Origin of the sequence: Belliella calami, from assembly GCF_022549695.1 — a bacterium.
Classification (GTDB): Bacteria; Bacteroidota; Bacteroidia; order Cytophagales; family Cyclobacteriaceae; genus Belliella; species Belliella calami.
On record NZ_JAKZGS010000010.1, the window covers coordinates 39,338 to 56,037 of the forward strand.

Below are 16,700 nucleotides of genomic sequence, written 5' to 3' on the forward strand. Positions count from 1 at the left end.
TTAAGCCAAGCCTAATTTCATGACAAAATAAGTACTTATTAAAAGAGACATTTTTTTTGAATTAGGGATTCTAACCCTTTCTTGCGTAATGGTCTCTGGAGGTAAGGATTTAATTTTGTCAAATAGTTTTTGATAATAAAGGTAGGCCACTTTCACTCCCATTTTTGCTCCTTTTGGCAAATTGTTGATCCCGATCAACGCTTCGTCAAAGTCTTTTTGAATGTCTTCTTCAATCAATTGTTTTGCGGATTTATCAAAATCCATAAAGTCAACTCCTGGGAAATACACCCTACCTCTCTCTTCATAATCACTTTTGATATCTCTGAGAAAATTTACCTTTTGAAACGCAGCGCCAAGTTTGCAAGCTGGAGATTTCAAGCTCTCGTAACTTTTATTGTCTCCGTTGCAAAATACTTTGAGACACATCAAGCCAACCACTTCTGCAGAGCCATAGATATACTCGTTGTATTTTGTGTCATTGTAGGTATTGAAATCCAAATCCATTTCCATACTGTGCAAAAATGCCTCAATCAAATCCAGGTCAATCCTGTATTGATTTACAATGATTTGAAATGCATGAAGAACAGGATTTAGGCTTATTTTTTCGCTGATCGCCTTGAAGGTATCTCTCTTGAATAGCTCCAGCAATGCTTTTTTGTCATGATCATGAAATGTATCGACTATTTCATCTGCATATCTTACAAACCCATAAATGGCGTAGATAGGCATGTGATATTTTTTATCTAGCGTTTTGATACCCAAAGTAAAACTTGTACTGTAGCGCTGTGTGATCAGCTTACTACACTCAAAAGTGGTTTGGTCAAAGAGGGCTTTAGCATCCATACTTTTAATATACAATTTTATTTACAAATTGTTTTCTTTGATCACTTCTTTAGCCACTACATGGCCCGAAATCAATGATGGCGGAACCCCCGGGCCAGGCACTGTAAGCTGACCAGTATAATAGAGGTTTTTGACTTTTTTGTTTTTCAATGATGGTTTTAAGATTGCAGTTTGCAATAATGTATTTGCAAGACCATAAGCATTGCCTTTGAATGCATGATAATCTGATTTGAAATCATTGTGGGCATAAGACCTCTTATAAACTACATGGCTTCTAATCTCTTGCCCCGTCAATCGCTCAAGTCTATCCATGATCAAGTTATAATACTTTTCTCTCATTTCCGCAGTATCATTCAAATCGGGAGCAAGTGGGACGAGCAAAAACAAGTTTTCACTCCCCTCTGGCGCTACAGTTGGGTCAGTGATGGAAGGCACAGATGCATAGAATAATGGTCTTTCGGGCCATCTTGGATTGGTATAGATTGCATCGGCATGCGGCCCAAGTGGCTCGTCGAAGAACAAATTATGATGTCTCAGGTTCTTCAGCTTTTTGTTGACCCCAAGATAGAACAACAAACTACCAGGTGCCATAACTCGCTTGTCCCAGTATTTGTCATCATAATTGCTGTATTTATCTTCGAGAACATGTCTATCAATGTGGTTATAATCTGCACCCGCTACTACAACATCTGCTTTGTATTCCTTACCGTCTTTGGTAATCACAGATGTCGCCTTACCATCTTGGATGTTAATTTTGGAAACCTCAGCATCAAATTGGAATTTGACCCCTTTTTCCTTCGCCAAACTTACCATTCCTTCAATGATCTTATGCATTCCACCTTTTGGATACCAAGTACCCAAGGCTATATCAGCATAGTTCATCAAGGAATAAAGTGCGGGAATATTATTGGCAGTTTCTCCAAGAAACAAAACCGGAAATTCCATCAATCGGATGATTTTGTCTTCTTTGAAAAACTTGCGTACATGCTTTGACATCGATTGAAAAATATCCATTCTAAGCATATCCAAAAGTAGCTTTGGGCTAGCAAATTCCAATAGAGATCTACTCGGCCTGTAGACCAAATCTTGAATTCCTACTTTGTATTTGTAGGCAGCTTGCTTTAGAAACTCATCCAACTTTGGACCTACGCCAGGCTCCAAAGTCTCTAAAAGCGCCCTGAATTCTTCAAGGTTTGCAGGAATATCTACAAAATCATTGTCTCCAAAGATTACTGTGTAGGAAGGATCCAATCTTTGAAGGTCATAATAGTCAGAGGTTTTTTTTCCAAAAAAGGAAAAATAAGTATCAAACACATCTGGCATCCAATACCAGCTTGGCCCCATATCAAAAACAAAACCCTCGGTTTCGAACTTTCTAGCTCTACCACCGGGGGTATTGTTTTTTTCAAGCAATGTTACTTGATAACCTTTATTTGCAAGGTGTGTAGCAGCAGAAAGGCCAGCAAAGCCAGCCCCTATAACTACAACATTTTTATTGGACATGTTATTAATTTTTGTGTCTGTACACGTGAAGATCGTCTTTTAAAATTTTGCGTGCAATATGTATTCTATTTTTTACTGTTCCAATGGGAATATCTAATTTTTCAGCTATCTCGTGATATTTAAATCCTCTGTAATGCATCATAAACGGACTTTTATAAACATCATCCAAACCTTCTATAGCTCCATGAATATCATCCATCGTAAAATCACCATATGCCCCATTCTCAACCAAAACATCTCCAGAATTGATATAGTGTAGATTATCAGTAGTATCCACAAAGGTCCCCCTTCTCATCATCCTTTGGTAATTAGTGATAAAAGTGTTTTTCATGATCGTGTACAACCATGCCTTTAGGTTGGTTCCTTCCGTAAACTTATCCTTGTTGGTGAATGCCTTGACCATTGTGTCTTGCATAAGGTCATTTGCGTCATCCATGTCTCTTGTCAATTTCAAAGCAAATGGCTTCAAAGAGCTAGAGAGCTTGTCGAGTGAGTAACTGAATTCTAGAGTTGTCATGGTTTTTGTTTTTGTTGAATCAAATATATAAATGATTAAACAAAATCCAAAACGTTTTGTCTAATTTTTTTTATTTTTTATTAAACAAAATAATAGCAAGAGATAACATAAACTTAATATATAGATCAAAATCATCATTTCCGATGTATATACATGCTTTTTTCAATAAAAAAAGGCCCAAAGGCCTGTTTAATTTTTTATTAATTTTGTTAATTATTTTTCTTGATATACAGGATCGAATTCTTCTAGATACTCTTTCAAGTTTCTGATATAGTTCATGACTTTGACATTTTTGGGAAACTTAAAGTCTTGTCCTAATATCTGATATCCCGACACGATCAATTCGGCCTCATTGTAAGTTTCAGCCAACACGTTGATGTATTCTTCTACCTGCTCCGATCCTGGCGCTGTGGTAATCACGGTCATCAAATAATCAGGGCGATGCATTTTACATATTAACTCCAAATCAGCCTTTGGGGTGCTCTGTCCGAGATAGAATACTTTATGTCCTTTGAGCTTGATAAGATACGCTGCAAAAAGGAGAGATATTTCATGTAATTCTCCTTCGGGAAGAAATAGCAGAAACTTTTTCCCTCCACCTTTATAAACTTGTCCATCAATAGCGACAATAAGTTTCTGACGGACCAAGTTACTGATGAAATGCTCTTGTGCAGGATTGATAGCTCCAGTTTGCCACAGCACACCAATCTTAGACATAAATGGATAGATAATATTCAACATGGTCTGTTCAAATCCAATTTTCAATATGTTGGTTGAGAGAACCTTGTCGAATCTTTCTTCATCCATCTCGATCATACAAATGGTCAACGCATGTATTTGATCATCGTGTGTGAGTGTTCTTTCTGTCAGCTTCACCACTTCCTGCCGGATTTCTGCAATGTCCATTTTGGCAATCTTACTGATTTTAAAGCCATTGTCATTCAACAACGCTACATTCAAGATCAATTTCAGATCATGGTCATCATAAAATCTTATATTGGTATCTGTCCTTTTTGGTGTTAGCAAATTGTAACGCTGCTCCCAAATTCTCAAAGTATGTGCTTTGATTCCCGACAGTTGCTCCAGATCTTTAATTGAATAAGTACTCACGTTCATTTCGCTTTAAAATATTTTTTGGGTACTACAAACAAACCAAATGAAACAGCATCATCCTTTTTATTGGTGGCATGATGCGCTTGATGCGCTTTGAAGATCCCTCTCAAGAATCCATTTTTTGGTTTTTCAAACCATTTCATCCTTCTGTGGATCAATACGTCATGCAGGAAGAAATAACTAATACCATAGAGGCTGATCCCAATCCCCATCCAAAATCTGTAATCCAATTGCTCCAAACCAACTATAATCAAAACAATAGCTATACTTCCGAAAAGCAAAGAAAATAAATCATTCAACTCGAAGAATGACTTGGATGCTTGGTGATGTGTTTTATGAATATTCCACAATGGCCCATGCATGATGTATTTGTGGATGAACCAGCCGGAAAATTCCATTGTGGCAAAACCTAAGATTATATAAAGGACTGCGTACATCATAGTTGTAACTCGAAGGTTGATGATTTTGTTTATTTATATCCTCCCAAATTTACCTCAACAAAATATTGAGCAGGAAAAAGAATGCAGCTAAATTAATTAGTAGATACAAAGAAAGTGGATTTGATTTGATAAAAGATAATTTTCTATAAATCAACTGAATGATAAAAGCAACACCTAACCAACCAATAAAATTGGAAAGTGGGATATTGTCATTTTCCCAAGACCAAAAGTCCAGTTTGACAGCTACAGGCTCTATCAGAACATCAAGCACCACCATCACAACAGCTCCAGCCAATGCCCCGAGATAATCATTCTTAATCTTTTGGTGAAAAATCTCTCCACTGGCATAAACCAAAAGCAACCAATTGATCCCGATCAATAAAGGCACTTCAAACATCTGAAACCCCAAGACTGGTCCGTAACTGTAATTTCCGAATGGAAAACCTGTATGCACCCCCATTACTTCAGAACCATATCCCAACCAAAATGAACTGAAAATAAACAATATAAAGGAAAGGTTCCATTCCTTTTGAAAGGAAAAAAGTAATCCTGTACAGAGAAGTAAGTGGAAAGGAGTAAGAAATTGAAAATAAGGTCTCAAAAGAGGAATAGTCATTCCCAGTAATCCTACCAAGTGGAAAATTGTTATAATTACTTTGAAAATCGTAACTTTATCGGAGAAAAAGTTGCCTGCGTAGAAATGCTTATTCATTTTATCCATCTAATATTACCATTCGTCAAGGAACTTAAATCCTTGTAGGGAGATTTGAGTAAATATTAACCCGTGAAACGTTTCGTTGTTAGAAAATAATTGGACAAAAATAAAGATTAAATATATGATTCTATACAATATCACCGTCAATGTAGAAAAGGATGTGGAAAAAGAATGGCTGGACTGGATGAAAAACACCCATGTACCATATATTATGGAAACAGGTTTATTTGTTGAAAACAAAATGTTCAGAATCATGCATGACTCGGAAGATGGTGGGATTAACTATTCTGTTCAGTTTTTTGCAAAAGATATGCAGTCTGTGATGACCTACCAAAACACCTACTTTGATGCACACAATGCGATTGTACAGCAAAAATTCCCAAAAAAATTGGCGATTTTCATGACCTTACTCGAATCTGTCTAAGATGAAAAACTGGGTGAAATTAGTCATATCGTTGATCCTCCCCCAAATCGCTGGAGGACTGGGAGCTTTGGTTACAATCTCTTCAGTGGGCTCTTGGTATCAAACTTTGGAGAAACCTCCCTTCAATCCTCCTTCATGGGTATTTGGACCTGCTTGGACTACGCTCTATGTGCTGATGGGAATATCCCTTTATCTAATTTGGACTTCAAACCATCCTTTAAAAAGAACTGCATTGAAATTGTTTGGGATACAACTATTCCTGAATGCGCTTTGGTCTCCTGCCTTTTTTGGATTGGAATCTCCTATTCTGGGTTTGATTGTAATTATACCTCTTTGGGGAGCGATATTAGTTTGTATCAAAATCTTTTACCCAATCCATAAGTGGGCTTCATTTCTTCTGATTCCATACATTTTGTGGGTGAGCTTTGCTACTGTTCTCAACGCTTCAATCTGGTATCTCAATTAAATCCTATGGCTAATATCTCACAAGACCCAAACAAATTTCGTTGTCCTTGGTGCCTGGGCTTCGAGCAATATGTGAAATATCATGACCAAGAATGGGGGGTGCCAGTGTATGAAGACAAAATTCACTTTGAATTTTTGATCTTGGAAAGTGCTCAAGCTGGACTTAGCTGGGCTACAATCTTGAAGAAAAGGGAAGGTTACAGAAAGGCATTTGCTGACTTTGATTACAAAATTGTTGCAGATTTGCCAGATTCATATGTCTCTGAGCTTCTGCAGGATCCAAGCATCATCCGCAACAAACTCAAAATAGAAGCGGCTATCAACAATGCCAAACACTTTATGGAAGTCCAAAGTGAATTTGGCTCTTTTTCCAATTATATCTGGGATTTTGTGGATGGAAAAGTCATTGATAGACAGCTTAAAACTTTACAGAATGCTCCTGCAACGACTTCGGAGTCGGACAAACTTTCCAAAGATCTCAAGAAAAGAGGCTTCAAGTTTTTGGGAAGCACCACAATCTATGCACATATGCAAGCCACAGGATTGGTCAATGACCACCTCGTAGATTGCTTTCGTTATGAAGAAGTGAAGAATTTGGCAATTTGAGATGTCTAGATTTTGTTTATGGTTTTCTAAAAAACACACCTATTTTTTAGGGTTATAAGCGTCCTTATATTTTGTCCAGATTTCATAAATCGGATCTCCTTTGGAACTCATTCCACTGTGATGCCATTCTCCATCGACCACTTCATATTTGAATTCCAAACTTGCACCAACCCTGCTGTCATCTCTGGAGAAAAACTCAATGTTTTCTATATACTGACCATCCTCGGCTGTGTATGTTCCTCCTCCCGTACCTGAGAATTCTTTAGTCTCTGAATTGAAAGCTACCCATTGGAAATGACCTCCACTTAGGATTTTGATGGTTCTTCTTGCCCCTGGTGTAGATCTACTGATTTCACCATCTCTTTTTCTTCCGGTGATCACCCAGTTTCTTGTCAAGTCATCTTTGGAATCACTGACTTTTTCCCAAATCTCCACCATGGCATTTCCAGCTTTCTCTGTGGAAATCACAATTTTCCCATCTACCATATCCAGTGAAAACTCAACCCTCATTCCAACCATTTCCTTATCGGCGGTAAAAAAATCATATGTCTCTAAATAATAATTGTCTTTTAGACTAAACTCACCACCACCAGCACTAATAAACTTATTGCCTTCGTTCTCTTTGGCTCCAAAAGAAAAATACCCGTCTTGATAGATTTTGATGTATGTTTTGTCTTTGATCTCTTTGCCATTTTGATGGGTAAGTTTCCATGCACCGTCAATACTCTGGCTGAATAATGATCCGAATAGAAATAGGAGCGGTAGTATCAATATTTTTTTCATGGTCAGATTGTGTTAGGTTTAGGCTTGTAAATTACCAATTAAATCTTTGATTATGAAAAATTTTACACTTGGAAAGAATAAAGAACAAGTAATGACCATGATTCCAGACAGAAATATCAAAGTAGTCTTATTGGGAAGCACTAGGATCTGTATCAGCAGGGTTGGAGAATTTTTTTATGCATTCGAAACACATTGCCCACATAGAAAGGCCGAATTAAAGCAAGGAACTGTTACAAGTTTTGGAGACATCGTCTGTCCTCTTCATGAATATAGATTTGATATGAAAACAGGCGATGTAAAATCCGGTTCGTGTGGGCAATTGAAAACCTATCAAGTTGAATTGACAGAAGATGGATTGAAAATTTCAATTTAATGCAATTTCCCGCCATTTGGTACTGGAATATCAACAGTAGCAAGAGCAATTCTACCCTGACCATCATCAAATCCGGTGACAAGTACTTCAGACATGAAATTTGCAATTTGCCTAGGAGGAAAATTGCAAATACAAATGACCTGTTTCCCTATCAATTCCTCCACTTTGTACAAGTCTGTGATTTGGGCAGATGATTTTTTGACCCCTAGTTCACCCAAATCAACTTGCAGTTTATAGGCTGGTTTTCGTGCTTTGTCAAAAACCTCGGCGTGAACAATTGTCCCAATTCGGACATCAATCTTTTGAAAATCAACATGATCAATCGTTTGCATAGCTGCATAATTTTTAATACTTTTGAAAACATTACTTCTAACCTACTGGTTGAAGTAGTAAGATTAGAGCCACTTATTATGTTAGAACAAAATAATATTTCCCTGACTTATACTAAAGGATTTTTCTTCGCAATAATATTTTGCGTTTTTGGGTTTACCGATATCTTCGCACAAAGTGACAAAGATAGAAATCTTCCTGATGTTCCGAAAACTGTGGATAATCCAATGAATTTTGAAAGTCCAGAGTCTTCTAATTACGACACTAAATTAGATTTAAATAGCAAACAAAATAATATTAATAAAGAAACAAAATCTTCTACTAACCAAAATCCTGTCCGTAAAGAAAATCCAATTTACAAACAAGGAAGTGATAAGGATATAAAGAAGGAAGGTATGTCTACGCTTTCATTCAATTTGTTCCTTTATATAGTAGATAAGTTTAAAGAAGATAATTAAGCAAATACCAATAAACCTAAACTGAAAACAGGCTATTTCGAAAGATCTAGCCTTTTTTTTTGGTTATTTTTTTTATCGTTAAATCCAGCCAATTGCATGTTGTCGTAATTCCCTCCAAATAAACAAACCAAAAATTTTAGAATTATGAAAACTATCAATTTATTCAAATCTGCTTTTATAGCCATGTTTTTTTTAGGATCAACGATGGCTTTTGCACAAAGTGAAAAAACTGTAACTGTAGGTGGTGCTCCAATGTATCCGTCTAAGAACATTGTAGAAAATGCAGTTAATTCAAAAGACCACACAACTTTGGTAGCTGCTGTACAAGCTGCGGGATTAGTTGAGACTTTACAGACTCCTGGCCCATTCACAGTATTTGCTCCAGACAATGCAGCATTCGAAAAATTACCAGCAGGGACAGTTGAAACTTTGGTGAAGCCTGAAAACAAAGCAATGCTTACTGGAATTTTGACTTACCATGTAGTAGCTGGCAAAATGGGATCAAAAGAAATCGCTGCCGCTATCAAAAAAGGTAATGGAAAAGCAACTTTGACAACTGTTCAAGGTGGTAAATTGACTGCATGGATGAAAGGAAAAGACCTTTATATATCCGATGAAAATGGCAATCAATCAAAAGTAACTATCGCTGATGTGTATCAGTCAAATGGTGTAATCCACTCTGTAGATACAGTAGTGCTTCCAAAAAGCGAATAATTCTGAATTCTTGAAAATCCACCAATTCAAGATCAATTAGAATTGTCCTTAGAAATAAAAAAACACAAAAAAAGCTGAACGTTGATCGTTCAGCTTTTTTCATTTCTATAGGTGAAGTAAACCTTACCAGCTTCTTCCACCACCACCTTGGAACATTCGCATCATTGGGTTTCCACCTTGTTCGCGTGCGGGCTGCTTAAAGCTTCCTATATTATAAGTAAAGCTGAACAAAGCGTATCTTGTCAGTACTCTCGTGAAAGTATCCGTGATAGAAATGTCATTGATTGTTCTGGAAATCGCATTGTTTTGACCCAAAAGATCAAATACTGTCACCTTAAATTCACCTTTATTATCTTTTAGGAACCTATACCCTGCTTCGATATTCCATAACCAAACTTGCTGATCCAAACCTGCCGACAAGCCTTTGTAAAGTGCATTGTTGACCACATTGGAAACAAATAGTTTTCCATTATTCGGAGAATAGTACAACCTAATATTCGAGTTTTGGATATAATAATTATTGTTCAAATTATTCTGTAAGGAAGAATTTACGATCGTATAAGTACCGGTAGTTGATAATGTAAAGTCCAAATCCTTGCTGATATTTGAGGTCAAAGTCAGGCCTTGGCTCAAATCGATGTTGTCATTTTGGTTCCGCTGACCATTGATTATTCCAGGAGTTCTGGTGAATGCAGCTGAGGTATTCATGTTAAATTGGGATTTGATCGCTTTGATCGGTGCACCATAAGTCATGAAAACCCTTGTATTGAATTGGCCACTTAGATTTTCAGGCCTTGATAATTGCCCACCAGGTCTCAACAAAACCTCTCCGTTGATCAAAGTATCTTGTTGGGCCACAAAAGTATTGGAACCAATAAAATTCTCTGTCAAAGAAGCAAAAGCGAATACAAAGAAAGTTCTGGATTTCTCCAAATTCAATTTCCCCAAGTTTATAAAGACATTGTGATTAAAAGATTGACCAAGATTTGGGTTACCAACTCTTAAGTTCAATGGATTTGAGTTGTCTATTACATTTTGCAATTGATTGACACTTGGCTCGTTTGTAGAAGTCCTGTACCTCATCCTGAATGTCCTTCCTTTTGCCATATTCCTATAGTTCAAGTTCAAACCAGGAAGCAAATTACTGAACGATCTATTAAACACCCTTTCTAAAGGGAACAAACTTTCATTGTCTTGCTCTGCATATTGGTAATCCAAATTGGCATTGATATTCCAGTTTTTGTAATTGTACCTGTAGCCTACACTTGGTCTCTGAACGACGAATCGATTGTCAAAAACGTTACTCAATGCAGTATCAAGTACCATCAAATTTGCCTCTGGCACCAAACTAAAAGTCTGCTGATCAGCGGAAGACTTGTTGTTTGAAACTTGATAAGACAATGTCAACAATGATTTTTCCGAAATCGGCTCGGTCAATTGCATGTTGACTCTATAATTGAATCCATCAGTCAAACCAAAAGTTTCTTGATTGATGGTATCACTGATATTTCTGATAAAATCCCTATTCGCTGCCAGCAATTCTGAATAGGAGTCACGTTTGTTCAATGCTGTGAATAATGTAGTAGAAAGTGTTCTCCCTGGTTTTTCGAATTTATATCTGTAAACGATGTTGTTTGAAATATTATAACCCGAAGAATTATTGTCTGAAATAGACCGTGTGCTACTCAATGATTCTAAGCCAGCATTCATTGTCAAAGCGTCTCTATCTGTATATGCATTACTTGTTGTATAATTCAAACTTGGAGTAATGATCAAAGCATTTTTTGGGTTGATATCATATTCTATTCTTGCATTGGCTCTATGGTTTCCATTTTCGACAGTATTGATCAAATTTTCCTCATAAAACTGTCTATTTTCTTCCGACAAGATAATTTCCCTATTGGTGAAGCTGCTCAGATTGTTTCGGGAATTGCTGTAAAAGTAACTTCCAGTTACATTCATTTTTTCCCCCAGCTTATCAGAGTAATTCAACCCCATACTGTTTGTCGTGATGATACCATTGTCTTGGCCACCACCAAAATTAGCTGGTCCACCTCTTCCTCCTCCTGGTCTTCCTCCTCCAGTATTCCCTCCCAAATCTTCAGAGGAAAAATTCTGCTGATTGATATTGTTGAATAGTCCTACAAGGGAAATCCTACGATCTCCATTGAAAAAATTTAGACTTCCTCCAGCTGAATAGCGTTCGTCTGTTCCATAACCAGCATAAAGTCTTCCGAATGTACCTTGTCTTCTATCTCCACGAGTTACGATATTGATCGTCCTTGCATAATTTCCGTCATCAAAGCCAGTCAATCTAGCTTGATCTGATCTTTGGTCAAGTATTTCTACGCGATCTACTACATCAGCTGGAAGATTCCTCATAGCCAGAAATGGATCGTTTCCAAAAAACTCCCTTCCATCTACCAACACTTTTTGTACATTTTCTCCCCTTGCTTGAATCTGACCATTCTGAATAGTGACTCCTGGTAATTTTCTGATCAAATCTTCTGCGTCTGCATTTTCCCTGGTTTTGAAAGCTGCAGCATTGAATGAAGTGGTGTCTCCCTTCTGTTCACCGACTACAATCTGTCCTTCTATAACTACCTCTCCAAGTAATTTACTGTCTTCATTCAAGGCAATAATTCCAAGATCCAGACCATCTGCCCTTCCCATTTGTTTGGAGAATTTTTCGAAGCCCAAAAATGAAATCTCAACTTTCACATCGGGAATCCAAGGTCTGCTTACTTCAAAATTCCCATCAATATCCGTCACAGTGGATGTCAATACGGAGTCGGTTACTGTCTTTACCAACACATTGGCACCAATCATTGGCAACTTTGTACCACCTTCGATGACCTTCCCTTTGAATTTCAAATCAGGTCTGCCTTGCTGATTTCGTTGAGCTGAAACCTCCATAGTGGCAGCCATCATCACTAGCAAGAAAAATAATCTGTAAATCTTAATATTCATTCTTTTGGTTTTTAAATCGAGTCTTAGACACGACGAATGATTGAAAAGTTTAACCTCCAATATCACTAAGTTTTAAAAGGAATTTTTTCAGGTTGAAAGGCTAAAAAAGGGGGGTGGGGATTGGGGGATTGGGGGATTGGTTAAAAGGTTGGAAAGTTGGAAGATTAGGGATTTGAAGATTGGAAGATTGGAAGATTGGGGGGATTAGTTAAAAGGTTATAAAGTTGGAAAGTTGGAAAGTTGGGGCAGACCTTTGAGTGCGTGGCTCAATTCGCTATTTCTAAAGCACCAAATAGATATTAGGGATTGGGGATTGGGGATTGGTTAAAAGGTTGGAAAGTTGGAAAATTGGGGCAGACTGGTTAAAAGGTTGGAAAGTTGGAAAGTTGGGGTAAACCTTCGAGGTTTGGAAAAAACCTCAAAGGTTGGGGCAGACCTTTGAGGGCGGCGCCAAATTGGCTATTTCCAAAGCACCAAATAGATATTGGGGATTGGGGGATTGGGGGATTGGTTAAAAGGTTGGAAAGTTGGAAGATTAGGGATTTGAAGATTGGAAGATTGGAAGATTAGGGGATAGCAGGCCTTTTTCTAAACTCCTAAACGCTAAACTTTTAACCTTCTTCAGAGCATATTTCAAATTTACATCAAACCCCATCTTCGTACATCATACTTCGTACTTTGTACATCATACTTCGTACATTATTCAAGTAAATCATTGACTACCACGGAAGCACAGGTACAGCCAAAGGCGGCTGGTAAAAAGGACATGGTTCCGTAAGCTGATTTTTTGAAATTTCGGCCATCAGTCATCATGAGGCTATCTTTGAGATAGAGTTCTGAAGAAAATACGGCCTTGAATCCAGAAGTAATGCCCTTATTCTTGATCCTCTTTCTGACGTGTTTGGCAAGTTTGCAATTGTAGGTTTCTGAGATATCGGCAACTTTGATCTGAGTGGGATCTACTTTTCCTCCAGCACCCATCGAACTGACTATGGGAAATCCTTTTTGATAGGCACTTTCTATCAGATGAAGTTTCGGCGAAAAACTGTCAATACAGTCCACAACATAATCATATTCATTTTCCTGAAGCAATTTGAACATCGCACCAGGCTTTAGAAATTCTTTGATGACATGAATCTTAAGGTTTGGATTGATCGCGGTCAATCGCTCTTCCATCCATTCAGCCTTTAGCTGACCGACATTTTTTTGGGTAGCGGGCAGCTGTCTGTTGCAATTGCTGATATCTACTGCATCTCCATCGATAATCGTCATTTCTCCAACCCCACTTCTACAGATAAATTCCGCAGCAAAAGACCCAACTCCACCCAATCCAACCACCAATACATGTTTCTGTGCCAATTTTTCCAATCCTTCACGGCCTACTATCAATTCTGTCCTTGAAAGCCACGCTAAATCACTCATGTTATTTTTCTTTTCGAGATGTTATTCCAATTTCCCACTACTTGTTCCAAAAGTCTTTCGACTGGAATTTGCAAAAGTAAAGAAGCTTGTGAAAAAACCTGTTCAATTTTCAAATTCGAATCATCAGTTTCAAAAAAAATTCTTTCGAACGGACAAATTTTCAGAAATTCTTGTGCATTTGAGCCACTATTGAACAACGCTTTACCAAAGGAAAAGTAAATAGGGGCATCCAACAAGGAGCTACCGATCTGTGATTTTGCATTGAAACCATGCCAAATCATCGGAGGGAGGATTGCTTTTTCCTTTATGATTTGTTGCAAAAGATGAGTCCCTTTCACTTGATGCATGATCACCGGTAGACCTAACTCAAGCGCCCAATCTAGCTGTGCCGCAAATGCTTCCTGCTGTATGTTGACCGCAGGCCCTTTGATCAGATCAAAGCCACATTCTCCAATAGCCATCAAATTCGGATCTTGGGAAGCTGCTTTCATTTTTTCCAATTTCCGCTCCCAATCCTCATCCAATTCCCAAGGGTGAATTCCCAAAGAATACCAAAATTGGGCATTGTCTTTTTCAGTACTTTGGTTGTATATCGAGCGCTTCCCATTGATACCATGCGTATGTAAATCAAATAAATCCATGAAATCAGCTACTCTTTTTTGATTAGAACTACTTATTTGTTAGTTTAATGAAAAATTTAGACACATAAAACAACAAATACTCATATCAATGTCCTTGTTTTTGGTTTTTTCTTGTTCGGAGAAAAGTAAGGAAAATAATGTAAATGCAGAAGAATTGACTTTGATAAAAGAAGATTCTCTACAAATTTCTTATTTTGGAATTCTGAACCTGATGGATGTACATCCCGAATCAAAAAAGATATTGCTATTCGACCAACAGACTAGGAGTTTGATTGTCAGTGATTTTGACGGTACTAGTCCTACAGAAATCATAAATGAAAGTGATTCGCCAGCTAGTTATGGCTCTTTTCCATTAGGTGCAGGAAAATTTTCGGAAGATGGAAAAAGCTTTACCGTCATTTCCAATCAGGGAGTATATACTTATGACTTGGAGGGAAATCTAATCAATGGCGGCAAACATCAAGAAGCAGAGATGCCGGCATTTTCGGGACGGGCTTCAGCAGATCAAGAGTTTTATTGGGTAGGGGATAGAATCATAACCCCTACAGGAGGAAGGACTGCCTTTGACAGAAATACCAAGGAGTTTTATGAGAATTATCTTTCCCTTGCTTGGTTTGACACTTTGGACAGAAAAGTTGATCTATTTATGAATCTGGATGAACAAAGTGTATTTAGAAATGGCAAAGCACATGACCTCAGTCATATCAAATCGCTGGTGACTGTTGACAAAAACAGGATTTATTATATCCAAGGAATAGAACCTGCACTAAACATCCATCAAATTGAATCACCTTACGAAAAAATTAAAAGGGTGAATTTGGAGATTGATGATTATACTTTTAATCAAGGTGAAGATTTTGAGAAAGCTGATCCAAGAATGATTAGTCCAGATATGTTTTCAGGAAGAATAGAAAATCTAAAAGTTTTGGAAAACAATATACTGATCTCTTTTTCACCTGGCGTACCTGAACTTGATCAGGACAAATATGATAATTTGGGATGGCAAACTATCATGGCAAAAATGAAAAAAGATTACAGATATAGAATGCTCATCATGGATTTGGAAGGAAGAAAATTGAAAGACTTACCAATTCCATATGAATACAATGCAAGACAATGGCTCGTTAGAGATGGATTCATTTGGTTTTTGGGAGAAATAAACCTTGAAGAGGAAGAGGATTTTGTGAAAGTATATAAGGTAAAACTTGGAGCAGAGGAATAACCACAGTAAAACATTTATTGCACGGCAAAAGAAAGTAACCACAGATGAACACTAAGGAAAAGGCTATGTAGCGAAGTGCTTATCTGTGGTTTGCTAAAGTATTATGATCTAGCCTGCGTCTTTAGCGCAATCTGCTTGCTATCAAATAAGGATAGATGAATTAAATTTGTGTTCAACTCTGGTAAATTATTTTTTTGATCTTACCTCAACCTAAATGAACCACCAAAGCCCAAGTTAATTGTTCCGATTTTTTGTTCTACATTATAGTTTTCAAACTCTGGTTTTGTAGAAAAATAATCTGCGCTGATAATTAGTGAAAATTTTGGGCCGACGTGAATTCGTACTTGTGTTCCCAAACTGTATGCATATGAAGCGGAGGTCTGCGTACCAGAACCCACATTGGGAATAGTAGTAGCGGCATATCCAATCATCGGTTTAAAATCAAAATCCACAGTTTCTGAAACTGGCAGTGATAATAAAGGACCAATCATCAAGCCCCCATAAGACCAAGGATCTATACCATTTGCATCTATTGGGTTGGCCGCACCAAACCAAGAACCTGCAATTCCGAAATTATCTGAAAAAAGATAACCAAAGTTGACCAAGTTTATTTGTAAGCCGGTTTTTGCCAAGCCATTTGAAGGATCGCCAAAATCCCCTAATGGAAAAGATGGTCCAATGGTAAGACCTATATAACCTCTTCTTTTGTCAAAATTAGTACTCCCCTTCTCTTTTGTCAGCTTTTCAATTTCATCCATTTCAAAAAAGAAAACACTTCTGTTGGGAGTCTGAATCCTTATGGAAGTATTGGGAACTTGCTCTATTATCACTCCTCTTACTACGTTACCATCTTTGAGATATACTACATCTTGATAATTACTTTGTCCAAACGACAGGATAGAAATCAAAGTAAATAATATGATTGCTAAATATTTTTTCATTTTAAGGAAGTTTGGTTTAGAATATTCTTGTTTTATACTGACCAAATCTAACTAAACTCTATCAAACTAAAAATACCTACATGTAGGTATTTATTGTGAAAATCTTTCATTTGCTGATACTTTTCAGCTTGATAAAAAATTTTTTTTAATAAAATATCCATGCATTAGAACGCATATGAGACAGGTTTACGGAATAAGTTTCACGCAGAAACAGCAAAGA

Annotated in this window: 20 protein-coding genes; 8 read left to right on the top strand and 12 right to left on the bottom strand. The window is 37.3% G+C overall.

Annotation, left to right across the window (positions count from 1 at the left end):
• From MM236_RS12565 to MM236_RS12590, 6 genes are all read right to left on the bottom strand, one after another.
• Positions 1-843: a phytoene/squalene synthase family protein gene (locus MM236_RS12565; protein WP_241275330.1), complete on the bottom strand. Its 843-nt coding sequence runs from the start codon at positions 841-843 to the stop codon at positions 1-3.
• A 21-nt stretch (positions 844-864) separates the two neighbouring features.
• Positions 865-2,346: a bifunctional phytoene desaturase/3,4-desaturase gene (gene crtID, locus MM236_RS12570; protein WP_241275331.1), complete on the bottom strand. Its 1,482-nt coding sequence runs from the start codon at positions 2,344-2,346 to the stop codon at positions 865-867.
• A gap of 4 nt (positions 2,347-2,350) precedes the next feature.
• Entirely contained in the window at positions 2,351-2,863 is a 513-nt protein-coding gene (locus MM236_RS12575) for an RNA polymerase sigma factor (RefSeq protein ID WP_241275332.1), read from the bottom strand.
• A gap of 213 nt (positions 2,864-3,076) precedes the next feature.
• Positions 3,077-3,979, bottom strand: a complete 903-nt coding sequence (locus MM236_RS12580; RefSeq protein WP_241275333.1) for a MerR family transcriptional regulator — start codon at positions 3,977-3,979, stop codon at positions 3,077-3,079.
• Positions 3,976-4,416: a sterol desaturase family protein gene (locus tag MM236_RS12585; RefSeq protein WP_241275334.1), complete on the bottom strand. Its 441-nt coding sequence runs from the start codon at positions 4,414-4,416 to the stop codon at positions 3,976-3,978. Before MM236_RS12585 ends, MM236_RS12580 begins: the two co-directional genes overlap by 4 nt.
• A gap of 49 nt (positions 4,417-4,465) precedes the next feature.
• On the bottom strand, positions 4,466-5,128 hold the full coding sequence (locus MM236_RS12590) for a carotenoid biosynthesis protein (RefSeq protein WP_241275335.1): 663 nt from the start codon (positions 5,126-5,128) through the stop codon (positions 4,466-4,468).
• Between the two features lie 124 nt (positions 5,129-5,252).
• On the opposite strand from MM236_RS12590, the gene MM236_RS12595 reads away from it, so the two are divergent.
• Genes MM236_RS12595 through MM236_RS12605 form a run of 3 tightly spaced genes read left to right on the top strand, consistent with a single transcriptional unit; the run spans position 5,253 to position 6,626 of the window.
• Positions 5,253-5,555 carry a DUF4286 family protein gene (locus MM236_RS12595; protein WP_241275336.1) on the top strand — a complete coding sequence of 101 codons (303 nt, stop codon included), beginning with the start codon at positions 5,253-5,255 and terminating at the stop codon, positions 5,553-5,555.
• A 1-nt stretch (position 5,556) separates the two neighbouring features.
• Positions 5,557-6,021, top strand: a complete 465-nt coding sequence (locus tag MM236_RS12600; protein ID WP_241275337.1) for a TspO/MBR family protein — start codon at positions 5,557-5,559, stop codon at positions 6,019-6,021.
• Between the two features lie 5 nt (positions 6,022-6,026).
• Positions 6,027-6,626, top strand: a complete 600-nt coding sequence (locus MM236_RS12605) for a DNA-3-methyladenine glycosylase I (RefSeq protein WP_241275338.1) — start codon at positions 6,027-6,029, stop codon at positions 6,624-6,626.
• A 39-nt stretch (positions 6,627-6,665) separates the two neighbouring features.
• On the opposite strand, the gene MM236_RS12610 is transcribed toward MM236_RS12605, so the two are convergent.
• Positions 6,666-7,409, bottom strand: a complete 744-nt coding sequence (locus MM236_RS12610) for a hypothetical protein (protein WP_241275339.1) — start codon at positions 7,407-7,409, stop codon at positions 6,666-6,668.
• Between the two features lie 52 nt (positions 7,410-7,461).
• Between MM236_RS12610 and MM236_RS12615 the strand changes: the two genes are divergently transcribed.
• The gene (locus MM236_RS12615; RefSeq protein ID WP_241275340.1) at positions 7,462-7,782 is read left to right on the top strand and encodes a Rieske (2Fe-2S) protein; all 321 of its coding nucleotides are present in this window, start codon (positions 7,462-7,464) and stop codon (positions 7,780-7,782) included.
• On the opposite strand, the gene MM236_RS12620 is transcribed toward MM236_RS12615, so the two are convergent.
• A complete protein-coding gene (locus tag MM236_RS12620) occupies positions 7,779-8,114 on the bottom strand; it encodes a tRNA-binding protein (RefSeq protein WP_241275341.1) in 336 nt (111 codons plus the stop codon). The two genes, MM236_RS12615 and MM236_RS12620, sit on opposite strands and share 4 nt — an antisense overlap.
• Between MM236_RS12620 and MM236_RS12625 the strand changes: the two genes are divergently transcribed.
• Positions 8,097-8,570 (top strand): hypothetical protein, encoded by a 474-nt coding sequence (locus MM236_RS12625; RefSeq protein ID WP_241275342.1) that lies wholly within the window; start codon positions 8,097-8,099, stop codon positions 8,568-8,570. The genes MM236_RS12620 and MM236_RS12625 overlap by 18 nt on opposite strands.
• Positions 8,571-8,714: 144 nt before the next feature.
• On the top strand, positions 8,715-9,284 hold the full coding sequence (locus tag MM236_RS12630; RefSeq protein WP_241275343.1) for a fasciclin domain-containing protein: 570 nt from the start codon (positions 8,715-8,717) through the stop codon (positions 9,282-9,284).
• 123 nt (positions 9,285-9,407) lie between these two features.
• Here MM236_RS12630 and MM236_RS12635 read toward each other — a convergent pair whose 3' ends face one another.
• A complete protein-coding gene (locus MM236_RS12635; protein WP_241275344.1) occupies positions 9,408-12,254 on the bottom strand; it encodes an outer membrane beta-barrel protein in 2,847 nt (948 codons plus the stop codon).
• Between the two features lie 378 nt (positions 12,255-12,632).
• Here MM236_RS12635 and MM236_RS12640 point away from each other — a divergent pair, with 378 nt between their 5' ends.
• Complete coding sequence (locus MM236_RS12640) at positions 12,633-12,824, top strand: hypothetical protein (RefSeq protein WP_241275345.1); 192 nt, start codon at positions 12,633-12,635, stop codon at positions 12,822-12,824.
• A 129-nt stretch (positions 12,825-12,953) separates the two neighbouring features.
• On the opposite strand, the gene MM236_RS12645 is transcribed toward MM236_RS12640, so the two are convergent.
• Both MM236_RS12645 and MM236_RS12650 read right to left on the bottom strand, forming a co-directional pair.
• Complete coding sequence (locus MM236_RS12645; RefSeq protein WP_241275346.1) at positions 12,954-13,676, bottom strand: tRNA threonylcarbamoyladenosine dehydratase; 723 nt, start codon at positions 13,674-13,676, stop codon at positions 12,954-12,956.
• The gene (locus MM236_RS12650) at positions 13,673-14,317 is read right to left on the bottom strand and encodes a TatD family hydrolase (RefSeq protein ID WP_241275347.1); all 645 of its coding nucleotides are present in this window, start codon (positions 14,315-14,317) and stop codon (positions 13,673-13,675) included. The genes MM236_RS12645 and MM236_RS12650 overlap by 4 nt, the downstream gene beginning before the upstream one ends.
• Before the next feature lie 88 nt (positions 14,318-14,405).
• On the opposite strand from MM236_RS12650, the gene MM236_RS12655 reads away from it, so the two are divergent.
• On the top strand, positions 14,406-15,539 hold the full coding sequence (locus tag MM236_RS12655; RefSeq protein WP_241275348.1) for a hypothetical protein: 1,134 nt from the start codon (positions 14,406-14,408) through the stop codon (positions 15,537-15,539).
• Between the two features lie 200 nt (positions 15,540-15,739).
• Here MM236_RS12655 and MM236_RS12660 read toward each other — a convergent pair whose 3' ends face one another.
• The gene (locus MM236_RS12660) at positions 15,740-16,480 is read right to left on the bottom strand and encodes a porin family protein (protein ID WP_241275349.1); all 741 of its coding nucleotides are present in this window, start codon (positions 16,478-16,480) and stop codon (positions 15,740-15,742) included.
• Between the last annotated feature and the right edge of the window lie 220 nt (positions 16,481-16,700).